The organism is Proteiniphilum sp. (genome assembly GCF_034331125.1).
Lineage (GTDB): Bacteria > Bacteroidota > Bacteroidia > Bacteroidales > Dysgonomonadaceae > Proteiniphilum > Proteiniphilum saccharofermentans.
The window spans coordinates 1-20,597 of record NZ_JAXQGC010000019.1 but is presented as its reverse complement, the minus strand read 5'-3'; the positions used below and the strand labels follow the sequence as shown (position 1 = coordinate 20,597).

Sequence of the window (20,597 nt, the reverse complement as noted above, 5' to 3'; positions counted from 1 at the left end):
ATAGATTTTTTTAGCTCTAATAATAATATGAAAATATTCTCAAAAGCATTTTACTTGCTGCTAATCCTGTTTCTCGCTGTTGCCTGCGGGGAAGATCCGGTGGTTATTCCGGAGCCGGAACCAGAACCGGAGCCACCTGCTGTAATTCAGCCGGGACTCTCATGGAACCTCGAAGAGGCGGATGCCGACAAAGAACTGACAATCTGGTTCAAACCGCGTTCGGGTACAGCACTCTATAATTACAAAGAAGACGTCTATATCCATACGGGCGTTATATCTGAAGGGGTGTGGGAATTCGTTCCCGCCGAATGGAATGAAAACCTGGAGAAGTGCAAAATGACGAGGGTAGAAGGTGAACTGAGCACATGGTCCATCAAGCTCTCCCCCTCCATTCGTCAATGGTATGGTTCAGGTGAAACTCCCGTCAACAGACTGGGTATTGTTGTCCGCTCTCACGATGGGTCGAAACAAACCGAAGATCTATTTATCCCTGTCACCGATACGCAGTTCAAAGGCTTCGAACCGGCACAGGCAAAATTCGGGGATATGCCGGCAGGTCTGAAACATGGCATCAATATAGTGAACAATAACACCGTCACATTAGTACTATACGACAAAGATAAAAATAATGCAAGAAAAGACTTTGCCCATGTGGTAGGAGACTTCAATGGCTGGACATTGAGTAACGACGAGAAATCGCAGATGTTCCGTGACGAAGATGCCGGTTGCTGGTGGATCACGATTGATGGATTAAGCGCCAATGAAGAATATGCTTTCCAGTATTATGTCGGCAAAAGAGACGGAGACCCTATCCGTGTAGCCGATCCATATGCCCGGAAGATACTTGATCCTAATAACGATAAATACATCTCTTCAACTACCTATCCAGGAAATCTGAATTATCCGGAAGGAGCGAGAGGTATTGTTTCGGTATTCCAAACCCAACCGGAAACTTATACATGGAAGGAGCCTAATTTCGAGATCCCTTCACGGGACAATCTGGTAATCTATGAGATGTTGTTGCGTGATTTTACAGAGAGCGGTGATATCAACGGCGCTATGGCCAAACTCGATTACCTGCAATCCCTCGGTATAAATGCCATTGAACTGATGCCTGTACAGGAGTTCGACGGCAACGACAGTTGGGGATACAACCCTGCATTCTTTTTTGCGATGGATAAGGCTTATGGAACCGACAGGATGTATAAGGAATTTATCGACGAATGTCACAGACGTGGAATAGCGGTAATTCTTGATGTGGTATATAACCATGCTACCGGCGCCAATCCCTTCGCCAGAATGTGGTGGGATTCCGCGAACAACCGTACGGCAGCTAATAATCCTTACTTTAACGTAACAGCACCTCATCCTTGGAGCGTATTTCACGATTTCAATCATGAGTCGCCACTGGTAGTCGATTTTGTAAAACGTAACCTGCAATTCTTGCTGGAAGAGTACAATATAGACGGCTTCCGTTTCGACCTGACTAAAGGTTTTACACAAAATAAAAACGGAAATCCTAATAATGATAATAGTGCATATGATCCGACCCGCATTGCTATCCTGAAGTATTACAATGAAGCAGTAAAAGAGGTAAAAGAGGATGCATACGTGATTCTGGAGCATTTTTGTGATGATCGTGAAGAGTTTGAACTAAGTGAGGAGGGAATGATGGTATGGCGCAATATGAATCATGCATTCCGGAATTCTGCTGCGGGTAAAAGTTCTGATTTCTCGGGCACCTATTATTCCACTTCTCGCCCCCCCAATAGTTTGGTAAGTTATATGGAAAGCCATGACGAAGACCGGATGGCATACGAACAAACGGATTCAGGTGTTGGTATTTTAAAGACAAACCTTAATGCCCGCATGTCACAACTTGCGACCAATGCCGCCTTTTTCTTTACCGTACCCGGCCCGAAAATGATCTGGCAATTCGGCGAGTTGGGATATGATGTTTCGATCGATTATAACGGACGTACCGGAAAAAAACCGGTGAAGTGGGAATATATGGATGTACCACAGCGAAAGGAACTACACGATACTTACACAAAACTGGTTTCCCTCCGTTTCGATCATCCGGAACTGTTCAACGCGACCGCAGAACTCGATTGGAAAGTAACACCCTCATTCTGGGAGGACGGCCGCTTTATCACCCTTTCCTCTTTTGGCGAGGCGAAACAGGTAGTGGTGATAGGGAACTTCACCAATGGCCCTATCTCGGCCACCTTCCCGAAAACCGGTACTTGGTATAATTATATGACGCCCGGCGAACCGCCGTTGAATGTAACATCGACCACAAACATCACCGTCCCGGCGAACAGTTTCAAAATGTATACCAGTTTCACAGAATAAACAGGATATCTCAGTGACTGTCGCAATAATGCCCCCAAAAGATCTTTGTCTAACCTTTGGGGGCATTTCACTTTTGTGGTATACCCTTCTTTTTATTTCATAAACGGAGCGGGTGACACGCTCAGGATCCATGTGAGACGATCAGGAACGGGATAGTGAACGATTTCAGGAGTGGGACGGTATAAGGGTTAAGGAATCAGGGACCTGCTCCTCTTCCGCGAACAACTGTCCTGCCATCCGTAAACTATCCAGTTGAAACATCACCCTGTCCTGCACAAGCATAAAGCTATCCCTCAATTCAGGCCTCACCGGCAGGCAGGGGGGCGACTCGATGGTAAGGGGATTGACGGGCTGATTGTTCTTGTGTACCCGGAAATCGAGATGAGGGCCGGTAGAGAGTCCGGTAGAACCTACGTAAGCGATCACATCCCCCTGCTTTACCCGACTCCCTTTCTCAATCCCTTTGGCAAAGCGGCTCAGATGCATATAAGTGGTCGTATAGGTGGCATTGTGTTTTATCTTCAGAAAATTCCCCGCTCCACCACGTTGAAATCCTTTTTCAACTACTACCCCGTCGCCAATCGTCTTTACGGGCGTACCCACCGGTGCGGCATAATCCACGCCATGATGCGGACGATGACGTTTCAATATGGGATGGAAGCGGGAGTTGGAAAACTTCGACGTAATGCGGAAAAAATCAAGAGGATTTTTTAAAAATGCTTTCCGCAGACTATTTCCCTCTTCGTCAAAAAACTCCATGATGGAATCCTGTTGAAACGGGATGGCCCGGAACTTCTTCCCCTGATGCGTGAAAACTGCCCCTTCGATAGAAGAGATTCCTACCCTAGTAGTATCGTCTATATAGGCTACGTCATACATCAAGCGGAACGAATCGCCTTTTTTGACATCAAAGAAGTCGACCTGCCAGGCATATACATCCGAGAGTTTAAGTGCCAGCAAAGCCGGTGCACCGGTATCCATAATCGCATTCCATAGAGAAGAGGTAATTGTTCCCTCGGCATATTCACGTTTCAGGGTAACCGGTTTTGTATAATCATATACACTGATTGTATCGCCACTTAAGTCTACTACAGCGTAATCGGTACGCGACTTTTCAAAAACAACGTATTTCACGGCCGCCGTAGAGTCGGTAATCGCCGCATACGAATTCCCAACCTGTAATCTTGAAGGAGGATAAATGGAAGATACCGCATCTATAATCTTCTCCCTTTTATTGGCTTCAAATCCCAGATTAGACAGAATAGTGGCAAGATACTCCCCACGCCCTATTTCATAATGGGTTACATCCAGCGAATCGACGCATATCCCATATTCATACACACAGCTTGTCTCTTCCTGACCAGTCTGGCCAACCTGTTGTTCCTCCTTTTTTAATCCACATGAAACAACAGCGACTATCAGCAAAGAATAGATAATCGACTGAATCGTTTTTCTTCTGTTTGTCTTATACATAACTGGTTACATTTACCATTTTTCCGGTTCCGTAACAGGCAAGAAAAATAGATGATTACCTGACAGATTCACAGATACAGCCTGTATTACGCGCTTTTGGATACCGGGAGGCAGAATGGATCCGACTTAGTTAATTGAGTACAAAGATGCACAAAAATCTCAGACAAGCAAAAAAATATCGGTGTTCTGTCACCTCGATCGTACCTCTTTCCTCATAAATGAAATGTAAGCCAACATAAAAAAGAGGAGCGTGATGGAGATCAATCCTGTGAGTTGAGGCCATACCACAAGCAAACTTTGTCCCAATGACAGGGGACTTGGGATAGCACCATCCATCTGTTCGAATGTGAGTGGTCCAAGACTCCTTACCGAAGGCATCAACATGGTCATGGTGATCTCCTGGAACAATTCCCCGGGTGAAAACCGCAGTAAATTCAACATAAACTTCTGGTAGCGGACAACCTGATCAGGCATGGCCATAGGCGAGGGACTCAACGCTTTGCCTACCACATTCATGATAATATTATAAAACAGGCTGAAAAACAACCATACGGCTATCCCCGACAATGCGGAGGTGGCAGGTTGTTTGCTCTTGATGGAGAAGAAGAGCGCCAGATTGAGCCAGAGCGCAATGTAAACCATTGAAAGCAACAGGAAGAGCACGATACGGCAGAATTCTTCAGCAGTGGGTGGTATACCGATAAATATCAATCCGAAACCCATTACCAGAAAGCCGAGAGCAAAAAGCATGATGCCAATCACAAAAAGTGCAGCTATCCATTTTGCATTTAAGATATAGTCCCTGTAGATAGGTTGCGACAGCAGGCGACTTAAAGTCCCTTTGTTCTGTTCGGTATTGATTGCATCAAATCCCAACGCGATCCCCAGCAAAGGGCCGAGGAAACCTATAAAAACAGCGAACGAAGGCAAAGCGCCGTCTGAAGCTGTAAACAGTTTTAGAAAAAGAAAATTATCATCGGTACTCCCCTGTTTCACAGCTTCGCCTATATTGCTCAGCGCCGTATAGAGTGAACCCATACAGGTCAGGGCAATGAGAATGATCAAAATAACAGCTTTCCAGCTTCCCATATAATCGGATATCTCTTTCCGCACTATTACCCAGAAAGGCTTTGATATATTATTCATGTTCATTCCCTCCTAAATAATGGTTATATACCTCTTCCAATTCTCCTGGTTTATTATGCAACTCATTTATATCGATCAGGGTCAGCAACCGTCCTTTTCCGAACAACCCGACACGGTCACATAGTTGCTGCACCTGATGCAAATGATGCGAAGAAAAGAGTACAGTCAGTCCGTTCTCATGACTTAGATGGCGGATCAGATGGATAAAATCCTGCACACCAGTAGGATCAATACCGGAAGTGGGTTCATCCAGAATGATAATTTCCGGATCTTTAATTAGTACATCAGCCAATCCGAGCCTTTGTCTCATCCCTTTTGAATATTTCCCGGTCCGTTTCTCCGTCTCGTTTCCCAATCCCACACGATGAAGCAGGGATGCAGCTTTCTCACGAGCCTCAGATAGGGGAATCCCATTCAGTTCTGCTGTATAAATGAGGTTCTCCATTCCCGTCATATCTTCATAAAATCCGACATCTTCAGGCAGATAGCCTACTTTTCTTTTTACTTCGACGGGAGAAGTGGTAGAATTGATTCCGCAGACCGAAACATTGCCTGCGGTAGGCTCCGTCAAGCCCAGAATCATCAGGATGGTAGTCGATTTTCCGGCACCATTGGGTCCGAGCAAGCCAAAAATTTCACCCTTCCGTATGTTCAGGTCAAGATTGTCCACAGCCGTAAAATCCCCGTACCGCTTTGTCAGACCGGTTAACTCAATTACATGCTGAGCCATTTCTACCTCCTTCCGTATTTACGGAACAGATAAAAGATTGTTCCCACTACTGCCAGAATAATTGCGACCCCTATCCATCCCCAGAGCAGAGGCGTTTTCACAGTCATCCTGAAACTGGCACTTTTATTTACCTCAGGCGTATTAGCACTGATATTCAATACATAATCACCGGGGATAGCTTTTTTCGAGGCCCTGACAACAGCCTGGATATTTACACTTTCACCGGCTTTCAACGCATCAACAGAAACAGGCTCAAAACTTACCTCCCAGCCGGCAGGTTTACTCGACGACAGTTTGATATCTTTCAATTCTGCAGATCCGGTATTATTCACCACCAAATCGATACGCTTCGTATCTCCGGCCGTGATGTCAGAGCTTAACAATCCCCTTGGAGTGGTAAGTTCCATATCATAAGAGCCGGTCACTACCACTTCAAGTTCCAACTCGTCGGAAGTGGTTCCGGTGGTCGCCTGAACAGGGATTTTATATGTTCCCGCCTCTACATTGCCGGGCGGCGTGATCTCAATACTAATGTTCTCCGTAGTGTTCGGCTCCACCTGTGCCGACGTGGCCTGCTTCCCTCCGGCACGGAAAATAACATTCCATCCCCGGGGTGCAGCAGCCATCAAGGCGTAGAGTTGTGTTTCGGCGGTCTTGTTGTTCAGATTGGCATTGAAGTTGAAATTAGACTTGGCATTGCCCTGCATATTAGGCTGGCTTGTGGTGAATTCGGTTTTAAAGGTTCCTTGTGAAGATACCGTCACTGAAAGCGGGAGTTCAGCTTCTCCTGCACGTACGACAAAACGGTAGTTTCCTTTGTTCACCTGCAGCGGAACAGTCACCTGAAGGTTAAACGATTTTTTATCGCTAGGCATGACGGCAAGCTGATTGACGATATAGCTGCCTGACTTTATTTCCCACTCCCAACCGCGCGGTATGCCGCTGACGGAAATGTCAGGATTTTTGAGACTCTCCGTCTCATTCACAATGTCGATACTGTAATTAATGGTTTCTCCCGGCGGTACGGAAATTTTGGTGTAAGGCGTGTAGAGCAGCATCTGCTTTTCCTTTTCTTCCGCATGTAACAGGCCAACGAAGCCCACAAAAAAAATCATCCAAAAATTCAATCTACATTTCATCATAGCTCATTCACAATTACGATATATTATTATAATATTACTTTTATAGCCTATACCGTGCAAAATCTTAGCGCAGAGTTCTAAGCCGTGCGCTAACAAAATCCTGATTAAAGTGAATCAGTCAAAATATATATGTTATTCAGAATGAAAGCTGCGAAAACAGCCGTACAAAATTAAAAAGAAGAAAGAGGCAAAATTGTTAATTTTTCCAAAAAAACAAAGCTTAACATTTAATTATTTTTAAACATCCCCCCTATTAAAAGAAAAACTCCTACCGGAGGAATATAAACGGAGTATCAGAGCATTTTATTTTCAGTTGCCCTAATTTGAAAGTAACCGGATAAGCCTAAAAGAACATTTCTGATTTTTTGGGAAAGGAGGAACGGTTACATAGGATTATTCGATAATTATGTCCCCTGTTTTTGGCTGTTTTAAAACTTATATTAACTTTGCGTAATTAACAAGGCAAAATCACGGTTGGGAAACAAACATACACTGAAATGTAAAATAATCGTATGAAACAGTAGATGTTTATTCCGAACATAAAAAATGAATAATCTTATGAAGTCGATCGCAATTATTTACGGTTCAAGCACTGAACACACTAAGAATGCAGCGGAAAGAATCGCCGAACTGCTGGCTGATTACTCCCCCACCCTTGCAGATATTTATGATGGCGATGAAACGCCTTTCCTGACCCATGACGTATTGATCCTGGGCGTATCTACCTGGGGAGTACAGGACTTACAGGACGATTGGAATGATTTCTATCCCAAGTTGGAAAAACTGGACCTGTCGGGAAAAACCGTAGCCCTTTTCGGATTGGGTGACGCTTCTATTTATCCGAGTTCCTACGTGGATGCCATGGGTATATTATATGAAATTGTCATTCAAAAAGGAGCAACCGTTATCGGGGAAGTTTCTCCCGAAGGATATGATTTCGAATATTCCAGGGCATTCAAAGACGGTAAATTCATCGGGCTACCGCTCGATGACGATTACGAACCCGACCTGACGGAAGGGCGTATCATTAACTGGATAGAAAAACTGAAACCCTATTTGGAATAGATCCTGTATTCCCAGGGTTTCAATTCCATTTCTTCCACAGGGAGCACTTGGGATGTGTCGGGAAAAGAAGAAAATCCTTCACCCGGCACATTTCCGTTAAATTGGACATTTACGGTTTCATTACTGAAATTGAAAACGCAAACCACTTCGTTTCCGTTATTTACCCGTTTGAACGACCACACCTTTTCAGTACAATCGTTAGGTATCTCTGTCATCTCCCCGTCACGCTCCTGAGCCAATAGTGCTTTATTCTTCCTTTTGAACCTGTTCAGTTCCTTGTAGAAGTCACTGAAGCCACCCTTATCTTCCCATTCAATAATATCTTTCTCAAAAAATTCCAGACGGCGGTTCAATCCCACTTCCTGCCCACTGTATACCAGGGGAATTCCGGGGAGCATATAGGTCAATACTGCAAACGATTTTGCCGCTTCTCCCATCCGCTCGAATTCGGTGCCATTCCATGAATTCTCATCATGGTTTGAAGTAAAGTACATAGGTATGGCATGGGGTGGAAAACGGTCATTCATCCTTTGCAGGGAAACGCGTAATGAATCGACTGTCTCTTTGCCCTGTGCCACGTTGTTCATTTTATGATGGAAATCCCAGGCGTAATAGGCATCGAATACCGACTCATTCAGTGCTGGTTTTTCTGCTTCAGCCAACATAAAAATGTCAGGATTCAGCCTAGTCAGTGAATCTTTTGCCGCCTCCCAGAAATCAGTAGGTATTTCACCGGCCACATCACACCGGAATCCATCGATACCGGTCTCCCGGATCCAAAACTTCATCGCCTCGATCATCTCTTCCCGCATCTCTGCAACCGAGTAATCCAGTTGGGCTATATCGGTCCAATCGTACATGACATTCAGGTTACCCAAACTGTCCCTTACATACCAATCGGGGTGAGTATCCACCCACAAAGCATCGCGGGAAGTATGGTTAGCCACCCAGTCGAGGATTACTTTCATTCCCAATCCCTGCGCTTGTTTCACTACTGCTTTAAAATCGGCTAACGTACCGAATTCATTATTTATCTCAGTATAATTCTTGATGGAGTAGTAACTACCCAACAAGCCTTTCCTATCCTCCTCACCAATAGACTGTACCGGCATAAACCAGAGGATATCCACTCCCAGCTCTTCTAATCTGGGCAGATGTGCCGAAAAAGCATTAAATGTTCCTTCCGGTGTATATTGGCGTGTATTCACCTCATAAATCACCGCATTATACACCCATTCAGGATGTGTGCTCTGCACATCGTTTTCTTTCTCCTGGCTTCTGTTTTGATTACCACATGCTATCAACAGCGCCGATATAAGTAATAGTAGAAATATTTTTTTCATCATTTATTTATTCAAGATTCAAAATTCAAGATTTAGCTACGCTGATTTTGACTACGTCGATTATTAATTCAATCCAGATTCAAGATTTCAAGATTCAAAAATTCCAAAATCGTTAAATCAACAAATCCCTTTTCATTTTTAATTTTTCATTTTTAATTTTTCACTCCCTATCTCCCCGGTCTCCCTTTCCACTTTCCCACCTAATTACTTCCGAAGCCGGTACACATCATCCCTGTCCTGTACGAAAAAGACGGAGATGCCTCCCAATATAAGCGAACAACCGGCAAGCACCATCGTGAGTATCACCTGTCCATGGAACAGATCCCGGGTGATAGAACCAAGTATACTGGCAGCCAGTATCTGGGGTATAACGATAAAGAAATTAAAAATTCCCATGTAGGTTCCCATCTTACTCGCGGGTAGAGATCCGGTAAGGATTGCATAGGGCATGGAAAGGATGCTTGCCCATGCGAAGCCTACCCCGATCATGGGAATAAGCAGCATCATGGGATCTTTGATAAAATAGAGAGAAATAAAGGATATTCCTCCCAATGCCAATGCTACCGCATGGGTCGCTTTCCGGCCCACCTGCCGGGCAATCAACGGCAAAAGAAAGGCAGTAAGAGCCGAAACGGCATTATACACTGCAAACAGAACCCCTACCCAGTTAGCCCCTTGATTATATAAAGCCGATGCAGAATCGGTAGTACCATATACATGTTGTGTAATAGCCGGTGTAGTATATATCCACATGGCATAAAATGCCAACCAGGAAAAAAACTGTACTACAGCCAGTTGCCCCATTGTCCTGGGCATATGCAACAGATCGTTCATAATCCCTACTAATCCTGTCGGCTCATCCGATTTCCCTCTGAGAAGGCCTGAGATGATCAGGATAATACCGAATAGGAGTAACAGACCTCCCACAATATAAAGCTGTTCATTTTGACTTCCCAGATCGGTAAACATGATCAACAAAGTGGCGGCAACACCTATGATCGTCCATATCGCACCATTCTTTAAAAATTGCGAGGGAGTTACCGCTGCTTTCGCAACCATCTTCACTCCGGTAGTTCTCTCTTTCTCCTCCTCAAAAGCAGCCAGCTCCTCCGGAGAATACTCCTTCGATGTGAAAACGGTATATAGTACTGAAGCAAGCAGTACAATACCCCCTATATAGAATGATAGTTTTACTGACTGGGGAATAACTCCCTCGTCTGCTATATTGGAAACGCCGAACCAGTTGGTCAATATATAGGGTAATGCAGAAGCTACTACAGCACCGGTACCGATAAAAAAACTCTGCATGGCAAAACCCATCGTCCTCTGTTCGGTAGGAAGGTTATCACCTACGAATGCCCTGAACGGCTCCATGGAGATATTGATGGATGCGTCCATGATCCACAGCATCCCGGCAGCGATCCAAAGGGAGGGGGAGTTGGGCATAAAGAACAGTGCCAGCGTAGTAAAAAAAGCGCCTATCATGAAATAGGGCCGTCGGCGTCCGAAGCGGTTCCATGTCTTGTCACTCAAATGGCCGATGATGGGTTGCACGATCAACCCGGTAATGGGAGCGGCGATCCACAGAATGGGTATATCTTCCACTCTTGCACCGAGCGTCTCGAAAATACGGCTCACGTTCGCGTTCTGCAAAGCAAAACCGAATTGGATACCCAAAAAACCGAAACTCATGTTCCAGATCTCCCAAAAAGATAAGCGCCTTTTCTTCATGTTGTAAGATTATTGAATGATATAAATTTAATGGAGTAAATATACTTCCCTTTTAATATCCGGAAACGGGTTTTCATAAAAACCAATTATTTTTTTCATGCAATCGTATGCATTTCTCCACTCGCCCTACTCATACTATTCGGCTTCGTCGTTGTTCATTCGCTCCGTTTATGTTTAACAACTGAACAACTACCGAATAACTATTTTCTGGTCGAACCCTTGATCACCAGGTCAGTCTTGATCAGCCGGCTAACGATCCCCGGTTTGGTCTCTTTGCCTTCAATACGGTTTATCAGCAACCGTGCGGCTACTTTCCCCATCTCGAGCCCATGCTGGTCCACGGTTGTCAGGGTTGGATCAGTCACATCCGTAATATAACTGTTGGTAAAGCCGCATACCGATATCTCTTCCGGTATTTTAAATCCGGCAGATTTCGATATCTGCATACAATAGGCAGCTACCTCATCATTGACACAGAAGAAGGCATCGGGATGAGGATTTAACTGCAACATTTCCGGTATTACTTCCCTTGCCAGTTCAGGAGTATCAGACACCCTGTTCATCTCCTTCAAAATAGGCAATTTATGTTTCCTTAATGCGTCTTCATAACCCATACGCCGGTTATTGGCGATAGGCATCGATGGATGGGAGCCAAGAAAAGCAATCCGGCTACATCCCGTACTTATCAGGTATTCAACCGCATTGAATGCACCTGCATAATCATCCACCACCACTTTGTCGGTATTGATGCCGGTACAGATCCGGTCGAAAAAGACAAGGTGGATATTATTATCGACGATCTCCTGAAAATGGTGGTACTGCTGTGTTTCTTTCGACTGCGATGCTAAAATCCCACATACCCGTGCATCAATCAGGGTTTCCACACTCTTCACCTCACGCTCATAATCTTCCTGGGAATGACAGAAGAGTAACTTATATCCTTCACTCTCGGCCTCCTCCTGAATTCCTGAAAGTACCGTAGAGAAAAAATAATGCACAATCTCAGGCACAATGACTCCAATGGTATTATTCCGATTCGTCCGAAGTTGCATCGCAAGCGTATTGGGTTTGTATTTGTGCTGTTCCGCATATTTTTGCACAAGCTTTCTTGTATCCTCACTGATGGCAGGATGGTTTTTCATCGCTCTTGAGACAGTGGATGGAGAGAGATTAAGCGCCTGGGCAATATCTTTCAGGGTTATTCGTCCCATATATAAAATAGTTTCCTCAAAAATAGAGAAAAAATGGGAAGAAAGCAATAGATATTTCCTACTTTTGTTATAATTATTGACTTACCGCTATGACCGAAAACAGAAAATGTACTTTACAGGTTCAGTCGGAAACCGGAAAACTGGAAGCCGTACTGATCCATTATCCCGGTGCCGAGGTGGAAAATATGACTCCACGGCATGCACAAAGGGCTTTATACAGCGACATATTGAATCTTTCCATTGCACGCAGGGAATATGATCAGCTACTGGCTGTACTGAAAAAAACATCGGATGTCTATGAAGTGGCAGATTTACTGGAAAAGGTACTGGAGCATGAACACCTAAAAGAGGATCTGATCCGGAAAATATGCATCACAGAACAGGCAACAGAGTATATCGATTGGCTGATGTATCTTCCGGCCTCCAGCCTCACGAAAGTACTGATTGAGGGACTTCCCCTGCAAATCAATACCTTGACCGACTTCTTACGCGAAGAGTATTATGCGTTGCAACCACTCTATAACTATTATTTCACACGCGACCCGTCGGCCGTTATCGGAAATAACGCGTTGATATGCAAGATGGCTAACAGCGTTCGTGTACGGGAATCGCTGATCATGGATGCCATATTTAAAAGCGACCTCTTTTTTACTGGAAATGTGGTGAACAGTTATGACCTGTCGCAAAACAATCCTTTAATAAAGATGGAGGGTGGTGATATCCTGGTGGTGAGAGATGATATTTTGCTGATTGGAAATGGAATGAGGACAAGCACACAGGGAATAGACCTGCTGACGAGGGAATTCTGTAAGACCGGCTCCGGGAAAAAACATGTCATCGTTCAGCAACTGCCCGAGTCGCCCGAATCATTCATTCATCTCGATATGGTTTTTACCCTGCTCGACACCGACAAGGCAATGGTCTACAAGCCACTGATCATGAACGACTCTCCCTATCAGACAGTACACATGCAGATAGACAATGGGAAGGTGACAAAAATATCCTCCGTGAATAGTATCTTAACCATTCTACGTAAACTGGGAGTGGATCTGACACCGATAGTATGTGGCGGTAAGTCGGACGATTGGGACCAGGAACGGGAACAGTGGCATAGCGGTGCCAATTTTCTAGCACTCGCACCCGGTAAAGTGATCTCTTATGCAAGAAATATCCACACATTGGAAGAGCTGGACAAGCATGGGTTTGAAGTGGTGAAGGCAGCCAATGTCATCAACAGTCAATGGGATATTGCCTCTGCAAGCAATTGCGTGATCACCCTCGAAGGATCGGAGCTCCCACGCGGAGGTGGCGGCCCAAGATGTATGACCATGCCGTTACGTAGGACAATCGAATAATCACCGAACAAGCATTGAACAACAACCAAACAACTATAGAATATCTTTTATATCCGCCAGCCTTTGCACAGTGTAAGTAGGTTCAAAGCCATCCGAAGCTATCCCTTTCGGGTTAAACCATACCTGTGCGATCCGGCTTTGGTATGCCCCGACAATATCGGCATCCCAGCTGTCTCCTATCATAATAGTCTGGTCACGCCGCGAATTGGTATTCTTCAAAGCATAAGTAAATATGTCGGGATGAGGTTTATTGATGGCTGCATCCTCCGAAAGGATTACCTTGTCAAAATAAGGTTTTAGTCCCGAGTTTTCGATTTTTTTGAATTGAACCTCCCTGAATCCGTTGGAAAGAATATGCATCCTGTATTTTGGTTTCAGGTAATCCAATAGATCCAGAGCCCCATCGATCAGCTTCGTCTTACGGGTAGTTCTTTCCAAAAAATCATCACTCAATCTCTTTGCATACTCCGGGTCATCAATCCCGAACGCCCTCACAGGAGCCAAAAAGCGTTCCACTACGAGCTTCTCCTTGGTGATCTCCCCTTGCCCGTATAAACCCCAGAGATGATAGTTTCCGGGCAAATAGACACGGTAATATGCTTCAAACGTAGGATAGAATTCCTCATATCCGTAATCCCGATAAATTTCTTCCAGACACTCTTTCCCGTTTCTATGGATATCCCAAAGGGTATCATCCAGATCTATAAAAAGATTTTTATATTGCATCAGTAAACAATCACGGAGTGGTTTCAGGCCACTCCGCAATATTTATTTTCAGTTTGACATTATCTACCTGTTGATCAATTCACTTCAATAATCAAGTATTTAGTAAGGCTCCAGAAACGCTGGGTATCGGTAATCTGGAAAGTGAGATTTCCATCGCTACCTTTCACAAATTCATAGGTACCCTCAGGGTGAGTAGACCAGAGTTTACCCTTTGAAGTATACAGCGGGATTTCAGTCACCTCACGCACATCTATCTTCAGGAAATAATCCTTATTGAATGTATCCTGTAAGACTCGCGTCTGTTGGAGAAATCCTCCGGAAAGTATCTTCTGGTCTTTCAGTTCGCCGGCCGTACCAAAAACATAATAAGCAGTGTGCAATGACCTGTCCTGTTCACGGATAGTGTGTGATTGCTGCTCAGCTTCCACAGCGAGTGAAGCGATATCCTGTGACAATTGGGTGATCTGCTCATCTTTTTGCGCCAATTGAGCCTGTAATTCAGCCAGTCGTGTTGAACTCTCCCTCATCTCGTTATTCAAACGGTTGATGGTATTTTTTAACGAGACTATTTCCTTACTACTTCCGCTGTATTTCCTATTCAGTTCATCTAACTGGGTTTTATTCCTCTGCAGTATCTCATTGATCATCTTGAAATTATCATTCACCCTTTCGCGGGTAGCCTTACTCATTTCACCTCCTTCTGCCGATTGTGTAGAGATATACTTTTCCGCTTCCCTGATTTTGGTGAAATTTTCCTCTACCTCACTGATCACAGCCATCATCTCGGCTGCTTCAGCTTCTGTTCCGGCAGACTGCTGCAACAAAGAATCACGTTGAGCCTGAAGCTCTTTATACTCTTTTGATTCCCTTACGTTTGTACATGAGACAATGAGTCCGATGACAAAAAACAGTATTCCAATCTTCTTCATATGATTACAAAATTTTTCTTCTCTATTAAACGATTGATATTATAAAAAGTTTTATTTGTAGATTATACTTTTATTTTCCTGCTACTACAATAACAAATTCTCCTCTTGGTTCATTTTCGGTAAAATGGATGACCAATTCACCAAGAGTACCTCTGACCGTTTCCGCATAGAGTTTCGATATCTCTCTTGATACCGAGGCCACCCGGTCATCACCCATATTCTCGGCTAATTGAGTGAGCGTCTTCACTACACGATACGGCGACTCATAGAAAATCATGGTCCGGCTCTCCTCTGCCAGTTGTTTCAACCGTGTCTGCCTTCCTTTCTTCTGTGGAAGAAAGCCTTCAAAACAAAAACGCTCGGAAGCCAATCCTGATTCTACGAGAGCAGGTACAAAGGCTGTCGCCCCCGGGAGACACTCCACCTCCACCCCCTCCTCGGCACAGGCTCTCACGAGTAAAAAGCCCGGGTCGGAGACTGACGGCGTACCGGCATCCGATATCAAAGCGATACAATCTCCTGATTTTATCCTCTCCACAATATGCGCCACCGCCCGATGTTCATTGAATTTATGGTGAGATTGCATACGTGTCCCTATATCGAAATGCTTCAACAGAACACCGCTGGTGCGCGTATCTTCCGCCAAAATCAGATCACATTCTTTCAGCACTCTGATTGCCCTTAGCGTGATATCTTCCAGATTACCTATCGGTGTGGGCACCACATAGAGTTTCCCTATGTTCACTGCTTTTGCACTCACTCAAATCCTTTTTTGATAACCAGGAGAAACTCCTTTACCGTCTGACTTTCGAAATTCCAATTCAACTCTTTCTTCAAGTAATTTTCAGCTTCGTCAAAACTACCCAGGCCGTTTAATATCTCCATTACTCTATTCATCTCCTGGCGATTGTTACTGAACAGTTCCCTCTGGAACAAAAAACGATCGTTGAGACTGATCCCTCGTTTCAAATCCAACAAAGCAGGAGGAGCCTGAATAATATCATTCAATGAGCGTGCAACCCGTTTTTCCTCTCCGTTCTTTTCCGGAAGAACTTGCGCCCCTTCGACGGAGGGGGGAGTCTCTTTACTGATTCGCGGATCCCGGTATTCAGGCAAGATAATTTTTTCCGTAAAGCTGACTCTTTCTTCTATTACAATCTCATCTGTTGCCGGGGAAGGCTCCATCACTGCTTCGGAATGCTTTGGTTGTTCCGGGTGCTCTGGTTGTTTTGAATGCTCCGATTCTTCTTCTTGGGAAAGTTCCGGTTCCCTGGCAGGATTATTACGTCCGTCCGACTCCGACAGGAATCGTACCAACCGCTCCATCTGCTCTTTCATTTCCCCGATCTGCATCAGTTCCAGTTCATGGAGCGATCGTGAAATCTTTTCTATCCGGTCGAAAGAAGCACTAAAAAATGAGAAAGGCAACGTATCACTTTCCTTGACTGAAAGGAGACGTTGTTCCAACAATTTCAGATCACTCAAAAGCTGATCAATATATTCATTTCTTTTTTTCGACATTTGATATCCTTTTTGCTGGTGATTTCCATTATAGGCTCACTATGAGCATTGTTCCACTTTTACAACTCACAAAAGTAATCATTATTTGGAAAGCTCCACAAAATCATCAGGCAAATTCACAAGAAATAACTTCCTTGAACTGCGGGTAATAGATGTATAAAGCCAACGGTAGAAGCTTTCACCCATATAGGATTGCTGGATATATCCCAGATCGAGAAATACATTCTTCCATTCTCCGCCCTGTGCCTTATGACAGGTAACCGCATACCCGTACTTCACCTGTAAGGCATTGAACCAGGGATTGGATTTTACCTTCTTAAACCTCTCCCGCTTACGGGATATATCGACATAATCCTCCATTACGTTGAAAAAGAGTTGGTCGTTTTGCTCCCGTGTAAGCCCCGGAACTTCGGTATGCAACACATCGAGAATGATTTTCGCTTCAAATTCAATTTCATAATCACGGTGATACAACAACACATTACAGAACCTGAAACCATACATCTCTTCCTCACCCCTCACGCGCTGTACCTCTACAAATTCACCGTTAGCCAGAAAGTCAAGGTCTTCAAAATTCTCTACCCAGAAATAGTTATTTTTGGTGATCATCAGGATGTCTCCCGCAGAAATCTCCTCCTCGCGGTACAAAACCCTATTCCTGATTCCACTATTATAAGCATTCACCCGTTTATTGGAGCGGGAAATGACAATAGTTTCCTCCATACCCTCCTTCTGGTAAGCATGGGATATCTCATCTATCAGTTCTGTTCCTGTAATACGTACTACATCTGCAAAGCCTTCCAATTTTAGTTTCGGATACTCTTCCGTCATCTGAAACCTCAATGCATTCCTCAGTATCGTGGCATTGTACAGGATACCCGACTCTTCCTCCTGGCGCACGATCTGGGTTAGGGTCGCTTCCGTCACTTCAAGCGAATAGGAACGTAACATATCCCTGTCGAGAGCAGGACTGTTTTCCTGTTTCACCGGAGGTAACTGGGCACTGTCTCCCACGAACAGTATCCTGCACCCCTGGGCAGAGTAGACATACTCTATCAGATCGTCCAATAATCTTCCGGTTCCGAAAATAGAAAAATCGGGCGATTCATTACTGATCATCGATGCTTCATCTACAATAAAAAGCGTATGCTTATGCAGATTCTCAGAAAGAGAAAAATGAGGCGATCCCTCTGCAAACTTCTGCTGACGATATATTTTCTTGTGGATAGTGAATGCCTGTTGGGCCGCATAACCTGAAAAAACTTTTGCAGCCCTTCCGGTAGGCGCCAACAGAACGGTTTTTTGCCTGAATTCAGTCATTGTCTTCACAAGACTTCCGATAAGTGAGGATTTCCCTGTACCTGCATATCCGGTCAGTAAAAAAATATGATCGTCGATCCCTGAAAAAAGAAAACCGGCGATCTTTTCCAGGGCTTTCATCTGGTCGTCCGTGAAGTTAAACGGGAAATTCTCGCTGATTTTCTCAATAAAAAACCGATTTACCATTTTTTTTGGTATTTTTTCCCGTAAAAGTAGCACAATTATCATTCTTTTTCTAAATTTGTAGTCTAAAATCAGAAAATCAGAATTTAAACAGTATAAATATTAAAAAGGAAAAGTCCATGAAAGTTGTAATGAGAGTGCTTTTAGCAGTAGCCATTATTCTTTTGGCTTATGTTAGCTGGAGAAGTATCCAAGGACAGATTGATTTTGATGCAGAAGTAAAAAAGCGTGACAGGGCAGTTATCCAGCGTTTGGTGGATATCCGTACAGCGCAAGTCGCTTTACGTGCCCAGTCCGGATCTTACACAGCCAGTTTTGACACACTGATCCAGTTCGTAAAAGATGGAAGAATCGCTACCGTAGTAAAAGCAGGAGATCTCACTGAAGCTCAGTTGGAAGCAGGTATGACAGAGGTAAAAGCCATGCAGATCATCAATTCAGGGGATGAAAAAGCCATAAAGGCTGCGGGGCTTTGGGATGAAACAAAAAATGCTCCTCAGTTGGTAAGAGACTCTATCTACTCCCCCGCCGTTCAGGTTTTGTATCCGAATCGCCGCAATTTCATTCCGGATTCACTGGCATTCGTACCCTATGGAAACGGGGCTAAATTCGAAATGGGAGTCGATTCATTGATTACAGCATCGGGTTACCCTATCCAGGTGTTCGAAGCAAAAACACACTACTCGGTTTACTTGGGAGATCTTGACCAAAGATTAGTGAATCAGAAAATCCAGGAAGTGCTTGATCGTCCGGGTAACAGATATCCGGGAATGCAGGTGGGTTCACTTGAAGTGGCTAACAATAATGCCGGTAACTGGGAATAAGGATCTTCCCACATCAGCGTATGTTTTTACCTGAAAATATTGATCTGGCATATTCGGAAAGATACAATTTATCCATTCGGCTGTCGCCGAATGGATTTTCTTTTAGTATTTATTGTCCGGGTGACCCGTCTATTTTTCATTTTCAGGAAACCGGGCTAAGTGGTAAACTCTCCTATATAGACAACATCAAAAAACTGATTTTTGACCTTGGTTTTTTTAGTCAGACATTCAATCAGGTAACAGTTACTGTCGTTTCTCCTTTTTATACGCTTGTTCCCGAAGCTTATTTTGAAAAGAAGCGGATTGAAGAGTTGTTCCGGTTCAATTTTCATGAAACGAACGGTGTTATTCTTACAGATAGTACTCTGGAAAATGATCTCCGGACTCTTTTCAATGTAGATGAAGAAGTACATTCATTCCTTTCACGGAATTTATGGAATCCTACATTCCACCACCACTCTTCTATTCTTACCCGTCTGTTCATATCCCATAGGGGTGATGAAACCGGAAAGTGTTGCTTCGCCGATTTTCACGACAAATATGTCACTATAGTTTGTTTCTCAGGAAACCGGCTGCTCTCTACGAATACGTTTCTGGCAACTGATCCTCATGACGCCACTTATTTTATCGCAAGTGTGTGGGAAAAACTCACTTTCGACCAATCTACGGACAGGCTTTTTCTTTCCGGCGATACCGATTCCCAAAGGGCGACGATAGACCTGCTCAAAAAACTGATCCGACGGGTGGAGCAGGTGGAATTGAGTCCGAAGGTGGTATTGACAGAAGAGCAAAAGAGGACGCTTCCCACTGATATATTTGCTGCCTTATGCGTATAATCGGAGGAAAATACAAATCCAGACGTATTCAGGTTCCACCAAATCTGAAAGCCCGTCCTACGACTGATTTTGCCAAAGAAGGGCTTTTTAACGTCCTCAATAATCTTTTGGATTGGGAAGAAATAACCGCCTTAGATCTTTTTTCCGGAACAGGAAGTATTGCTTTTGAGTTGATTTCAAGAGGATGTACCTATGTAGTGAGCGTGGAACAGAATCAAAATCATTTTAATTTTATATACCGGGCACAGGAAAAACTCGGAGCAAAGGAATTGTTTCCTGTAAAAGCAGATGTATTTAAATATCTGCAATCTCTGAAACAACAATTCGATTTTATCTTTGCCGACCCTCCTTATGACCTTCCCGACCTGGAGAAAATTCCCGAAATTATCCTCAATAAACAATTGGTCAAAGAGGGAGGATTCTTTGTCATGGAACACTCCAAAAACCATCACTTCTCACACCTCCCGCATTTCAAAGAAGAGCGGAAGTACGGGAATGTGCATTTTTCCTTTTTTGAGTTTTAGATCCTGCTTTTTTCCATAAATCAGAGGACATTCCCACCTTTCCGCATGGTTTTTACAAGAAAATAACGTATATTTGCCACAATAAAATAACAAATTGTCAAATGGACGAAGATTCCCGAAAATATAATAACTGATGTTTCGCAGTTAAAAATGAAGTTGATAATCAGAGGATAAGAGATAAAA

General features: G+C 44.0%; 18 protein-coding genes. 6 read left to right on the top strand and 12 right to left on the bottom strand.

The features are described from left to right. Positions 1 to 27 precede the first annotated feature (27 nt). Complete coding sequence (locus U2P89_RS04635) at positions 28 to 2,355, top strand: alpha-amylase family glycosyl hydrolase (RefSeq protein ID WP_322190747.1); 2,328 nt, start codon at positions 28 to 30, stop codon at positions 2,353 to 2,355. Between the two features lie 165 nt (positions 2,356 to 2,520). Here the strand turns inward: U2P89_RS04635 and U2P89_RS04630 are convergent, their stop codons facing one another. From U2P89_RS04630 to U2P89_RS04615, 4 genes are all read right to left on the bottom strand, one after another. After that, complete coding sequence (locus U2P89_RS04630; RefSeq protein ID WP_322190746.1) at positions 2,521 to 3,828, bottom strand: peptidoglycan DD-metalloendopeptidase family protein; 1,308 nt, start codon at positions 3,826 to 3,828, stop codon at positions 2,521 to 2,523. A gap of 189 nt (positions 3,829 to 4,017) precedes the next feature. Next, positions 4,018 to 4,974: an ABC transporter permease gene (locus U2P89_RS04625; protein WP_076928628.1), complete on the bottom strand. Its 957-nt coding sequence runs from the start codon at positions 4,972 to 4,974 to the stop codon at positions 4,018 to 4,020. Then, on the bottom strand, positions 4,967 to 5,704 hold the full coding sequence (locus tag U2P89_RS04620) for an ABC transporter ATP-binding protein (protein ID WP_313380113.1): 738 nt from the start codon (positions 5,702 to 5,704) through the stop codon (positions 4,967 to 4,969). Before U2P89_RS04620 ends, U2P89_RS04625 begins: the two co-directional genes overlap by 8 nt. Before the next feature lie 2 nt (positions 5,705 to 5,706). After that, entirely contained in the window at positions 5,707 to 6,843 is a 1,137-nt protein-coding gene (locus U2P89_RS04615) for an NEW3 domain-containing protein (RefSeq protein ID WP_175456773.1), read from the bottom strand. Between the two features lie 561 nt (positions 6,844 to 7,404). Between U2P89_RS04615 and U2P89_RS04610 the strand changes: the two genes are divergently transcribed. Beyond that, on the top strand, positions 7,405 to 7,911 hold the full coding sequence (locus tag U2P89_RS04610) for a flavodoxin (protein ID WP_313380112.1): 507 nt from the start codon (positions 7,405 to 7,407) through the stop codon (positions 7,909 to 7,911). Here U2P89_RS04610 and U2P89_RS04605 read toward each other — a convergent pair. From U2P89_RS04605 to U2P89_RS04595, 3 genes are all read right to left on the bottom strand, one after another. Further along, the gene (locus U2P89_RS04605) at positions 7,899 to 9,257 is read right to left on the bottom strand and encodes an alpha-amylase family glycosyl hydrolase (protein ID WP_313380111.1); all 1,359 of its coding nucleotides are present in this window, start codon (positions 9,255 to 9,257) and stop codon (positions 7,899 to 7,901) included. The two genes, U2P89_RS04610 and U2P89_RS04605, sit on opposite strands and share 13 nt — an antisense overlap. A 201-nt stretch (positions 9,258 to 9,458) precedes the next feature. Continuing rightward, on the bottom strand, positions 9,459 to 10,985 hold the full coding sequence (locus U2P89_RS04600) for an MFS transporter (protein ID WP_091907414.1): 1,527 nt from the start codon (positions 10,983 to 10,985) through the stop codon (positions 9,459 to 9,461). A 200-nt stretch (positions 10,986 to 11,185) separates the two neighbouring features. Then, positions 11,186 to 12,196 (bottom strand): LacI family DNA-binding transcriptional regulator, encoded by a 1,011-nt coding sequence (locus U2P89_RS04595; protein WP_322190745.1) that lies wholly within the window; start codon positions 12,194 to 12,196, stop codon positions 11,186 to 11,188. A gap of 89 nt (positions 12,197 to 12,285) precedes the next feature. On the opposite strand from U2P89_RS04595, the gene U2P89_RS04590 reads away from it, so the two are divergent. Beyond that, entirely contained in the window at positions 12,286 to 13,551 is a 1,266-nt protein-coding gene (locus U2P89_RS04590) for an arginine deiminase family protein (RefSeq protein ID WP_322190744.1), read from the top strand. A 33-nt stretch (positions 13,552 to 13,584) separates the two neighbouring features. Here U2P89_RS04590 and U2P89_RS04585 read toward each other — a convergent pair whose 3' ends face one another. From U2P89_RS04585 to U2P89_RS04565, 5 genes are all read right to left on the bottom strand, one after another. After that, the gene (locus tag U2P89_RS04585; RefSeq protein ID WP_076931999.1) at positions 13,585 to 14,277 is read right to left on the bottom strand and encodes a YjjG family noncanonical pyrimidine nucleotidase; all 693 of its coding nucleotides are present in this window, start codon (positions 14,275 to 14,277) and stop codon (positions 13,585 to 13,587) included. A gap of 74 nt (positions 14,278 to 14,351) precedes the next feature. Next, on the bottom strand, positions 14,352 to 15,206 hold the full coding sequence (locus U2P89_RS04580; protein WP_076928620.1) for a hypothetical protein: 855 nt from the start codon (positions 15,204 to 15,206) through the stop codon (positions 14,352 to 14,354). A gap of 70 nt (positions 15,207 to 15,276) precedes the next feature. Then, on the bottom strand, positions 15,277 to 15,945 hold the full coding sequence (gene rsmI / locus U2P89_RS04575; RefSeq protein ID WP_076931998.1) for a 16S rRNA (cytidine(1402)-2'-O)-methyltransferase: 669 nt from the start codon (positions 15,943 to 15,945) through the stop codon (positions 15,277 to 15,279). Positions 15,946 to 15,962: 17 nt separating this feature from the next. Then, positions 15,963 to 16,727: a hypothetical protein gene (locus U2P89_RS04570; protein WP_322190743.1), complete on the bottom strand. Its 765-nt coding sequence runs from the start codon at positions 16,725 to 16,727 to the stop codon at positions 15,963 to 15,965. 81 nt (positions 16,728 to 16,808) lie between these two features. Then, on the bottom strand, positions 16,809 to 18,233 hold the full coding sequence (locus tag U2P89_RS04565; RefSeq protein ID WP_091907485.1) for an ATP-dependent DNA helicase: 1,425 nt from the start codon (positions 18,231 to 18,233) through the stop codon (positions 16,809 to 16,811). 116 nt (positions 18,234 to 18,349) lie between these two features. Here U2P89_RS04565 and U2P89_RS04560 point away from each other — a divergent pair, with 116 nt between their 5' ends. The 3 genes from U2P89_RS04560 to U2P89_RS04550 are packed head-to-tail and all read left to right on the top strand — an operon-like array spanning position 18,350 to position 20,414. Then, positions 18,350 to 19,054, top strand: coding sequence for a hypothetical protein (locus U2P89_RS04560; RefSeq protein WP_091907406.1), 705 nt, complete (start codon positions 18,350 to 18,352; stop codon positions 19,052 to 19,054). 20 nt (positions 19,055 to 19,074) lie between these two features. After that, positions 19,075 to 19,890: a DUF3822 family protein gene (locus tag U2P89_RS04555; RefSeq protein ID WP_322190742.1), complete on the top strand. Its 816-nt coding sequence runs from the start codon at positions 19,075 to 19,077 to the stop codon at positions 19,888 to 19,890. Continuing rightward, complete coding sequence (locus tag U2P89_RS04550) at positions 19,881 to 20,414, top strand: RsmD family RNA methyltransferase (protein WP_076928616.1); 534 nt, start codon at positions 19,881 to 19,883, stop codon at positions 20,412 to 20,414. Before U2P89_RS04555 ends, U2P89_RS04550 begins: the two co-directional genes overlap by 10 nt. Positions 20,415 to 20,597 lie beyond the last annotated feature (183 nt).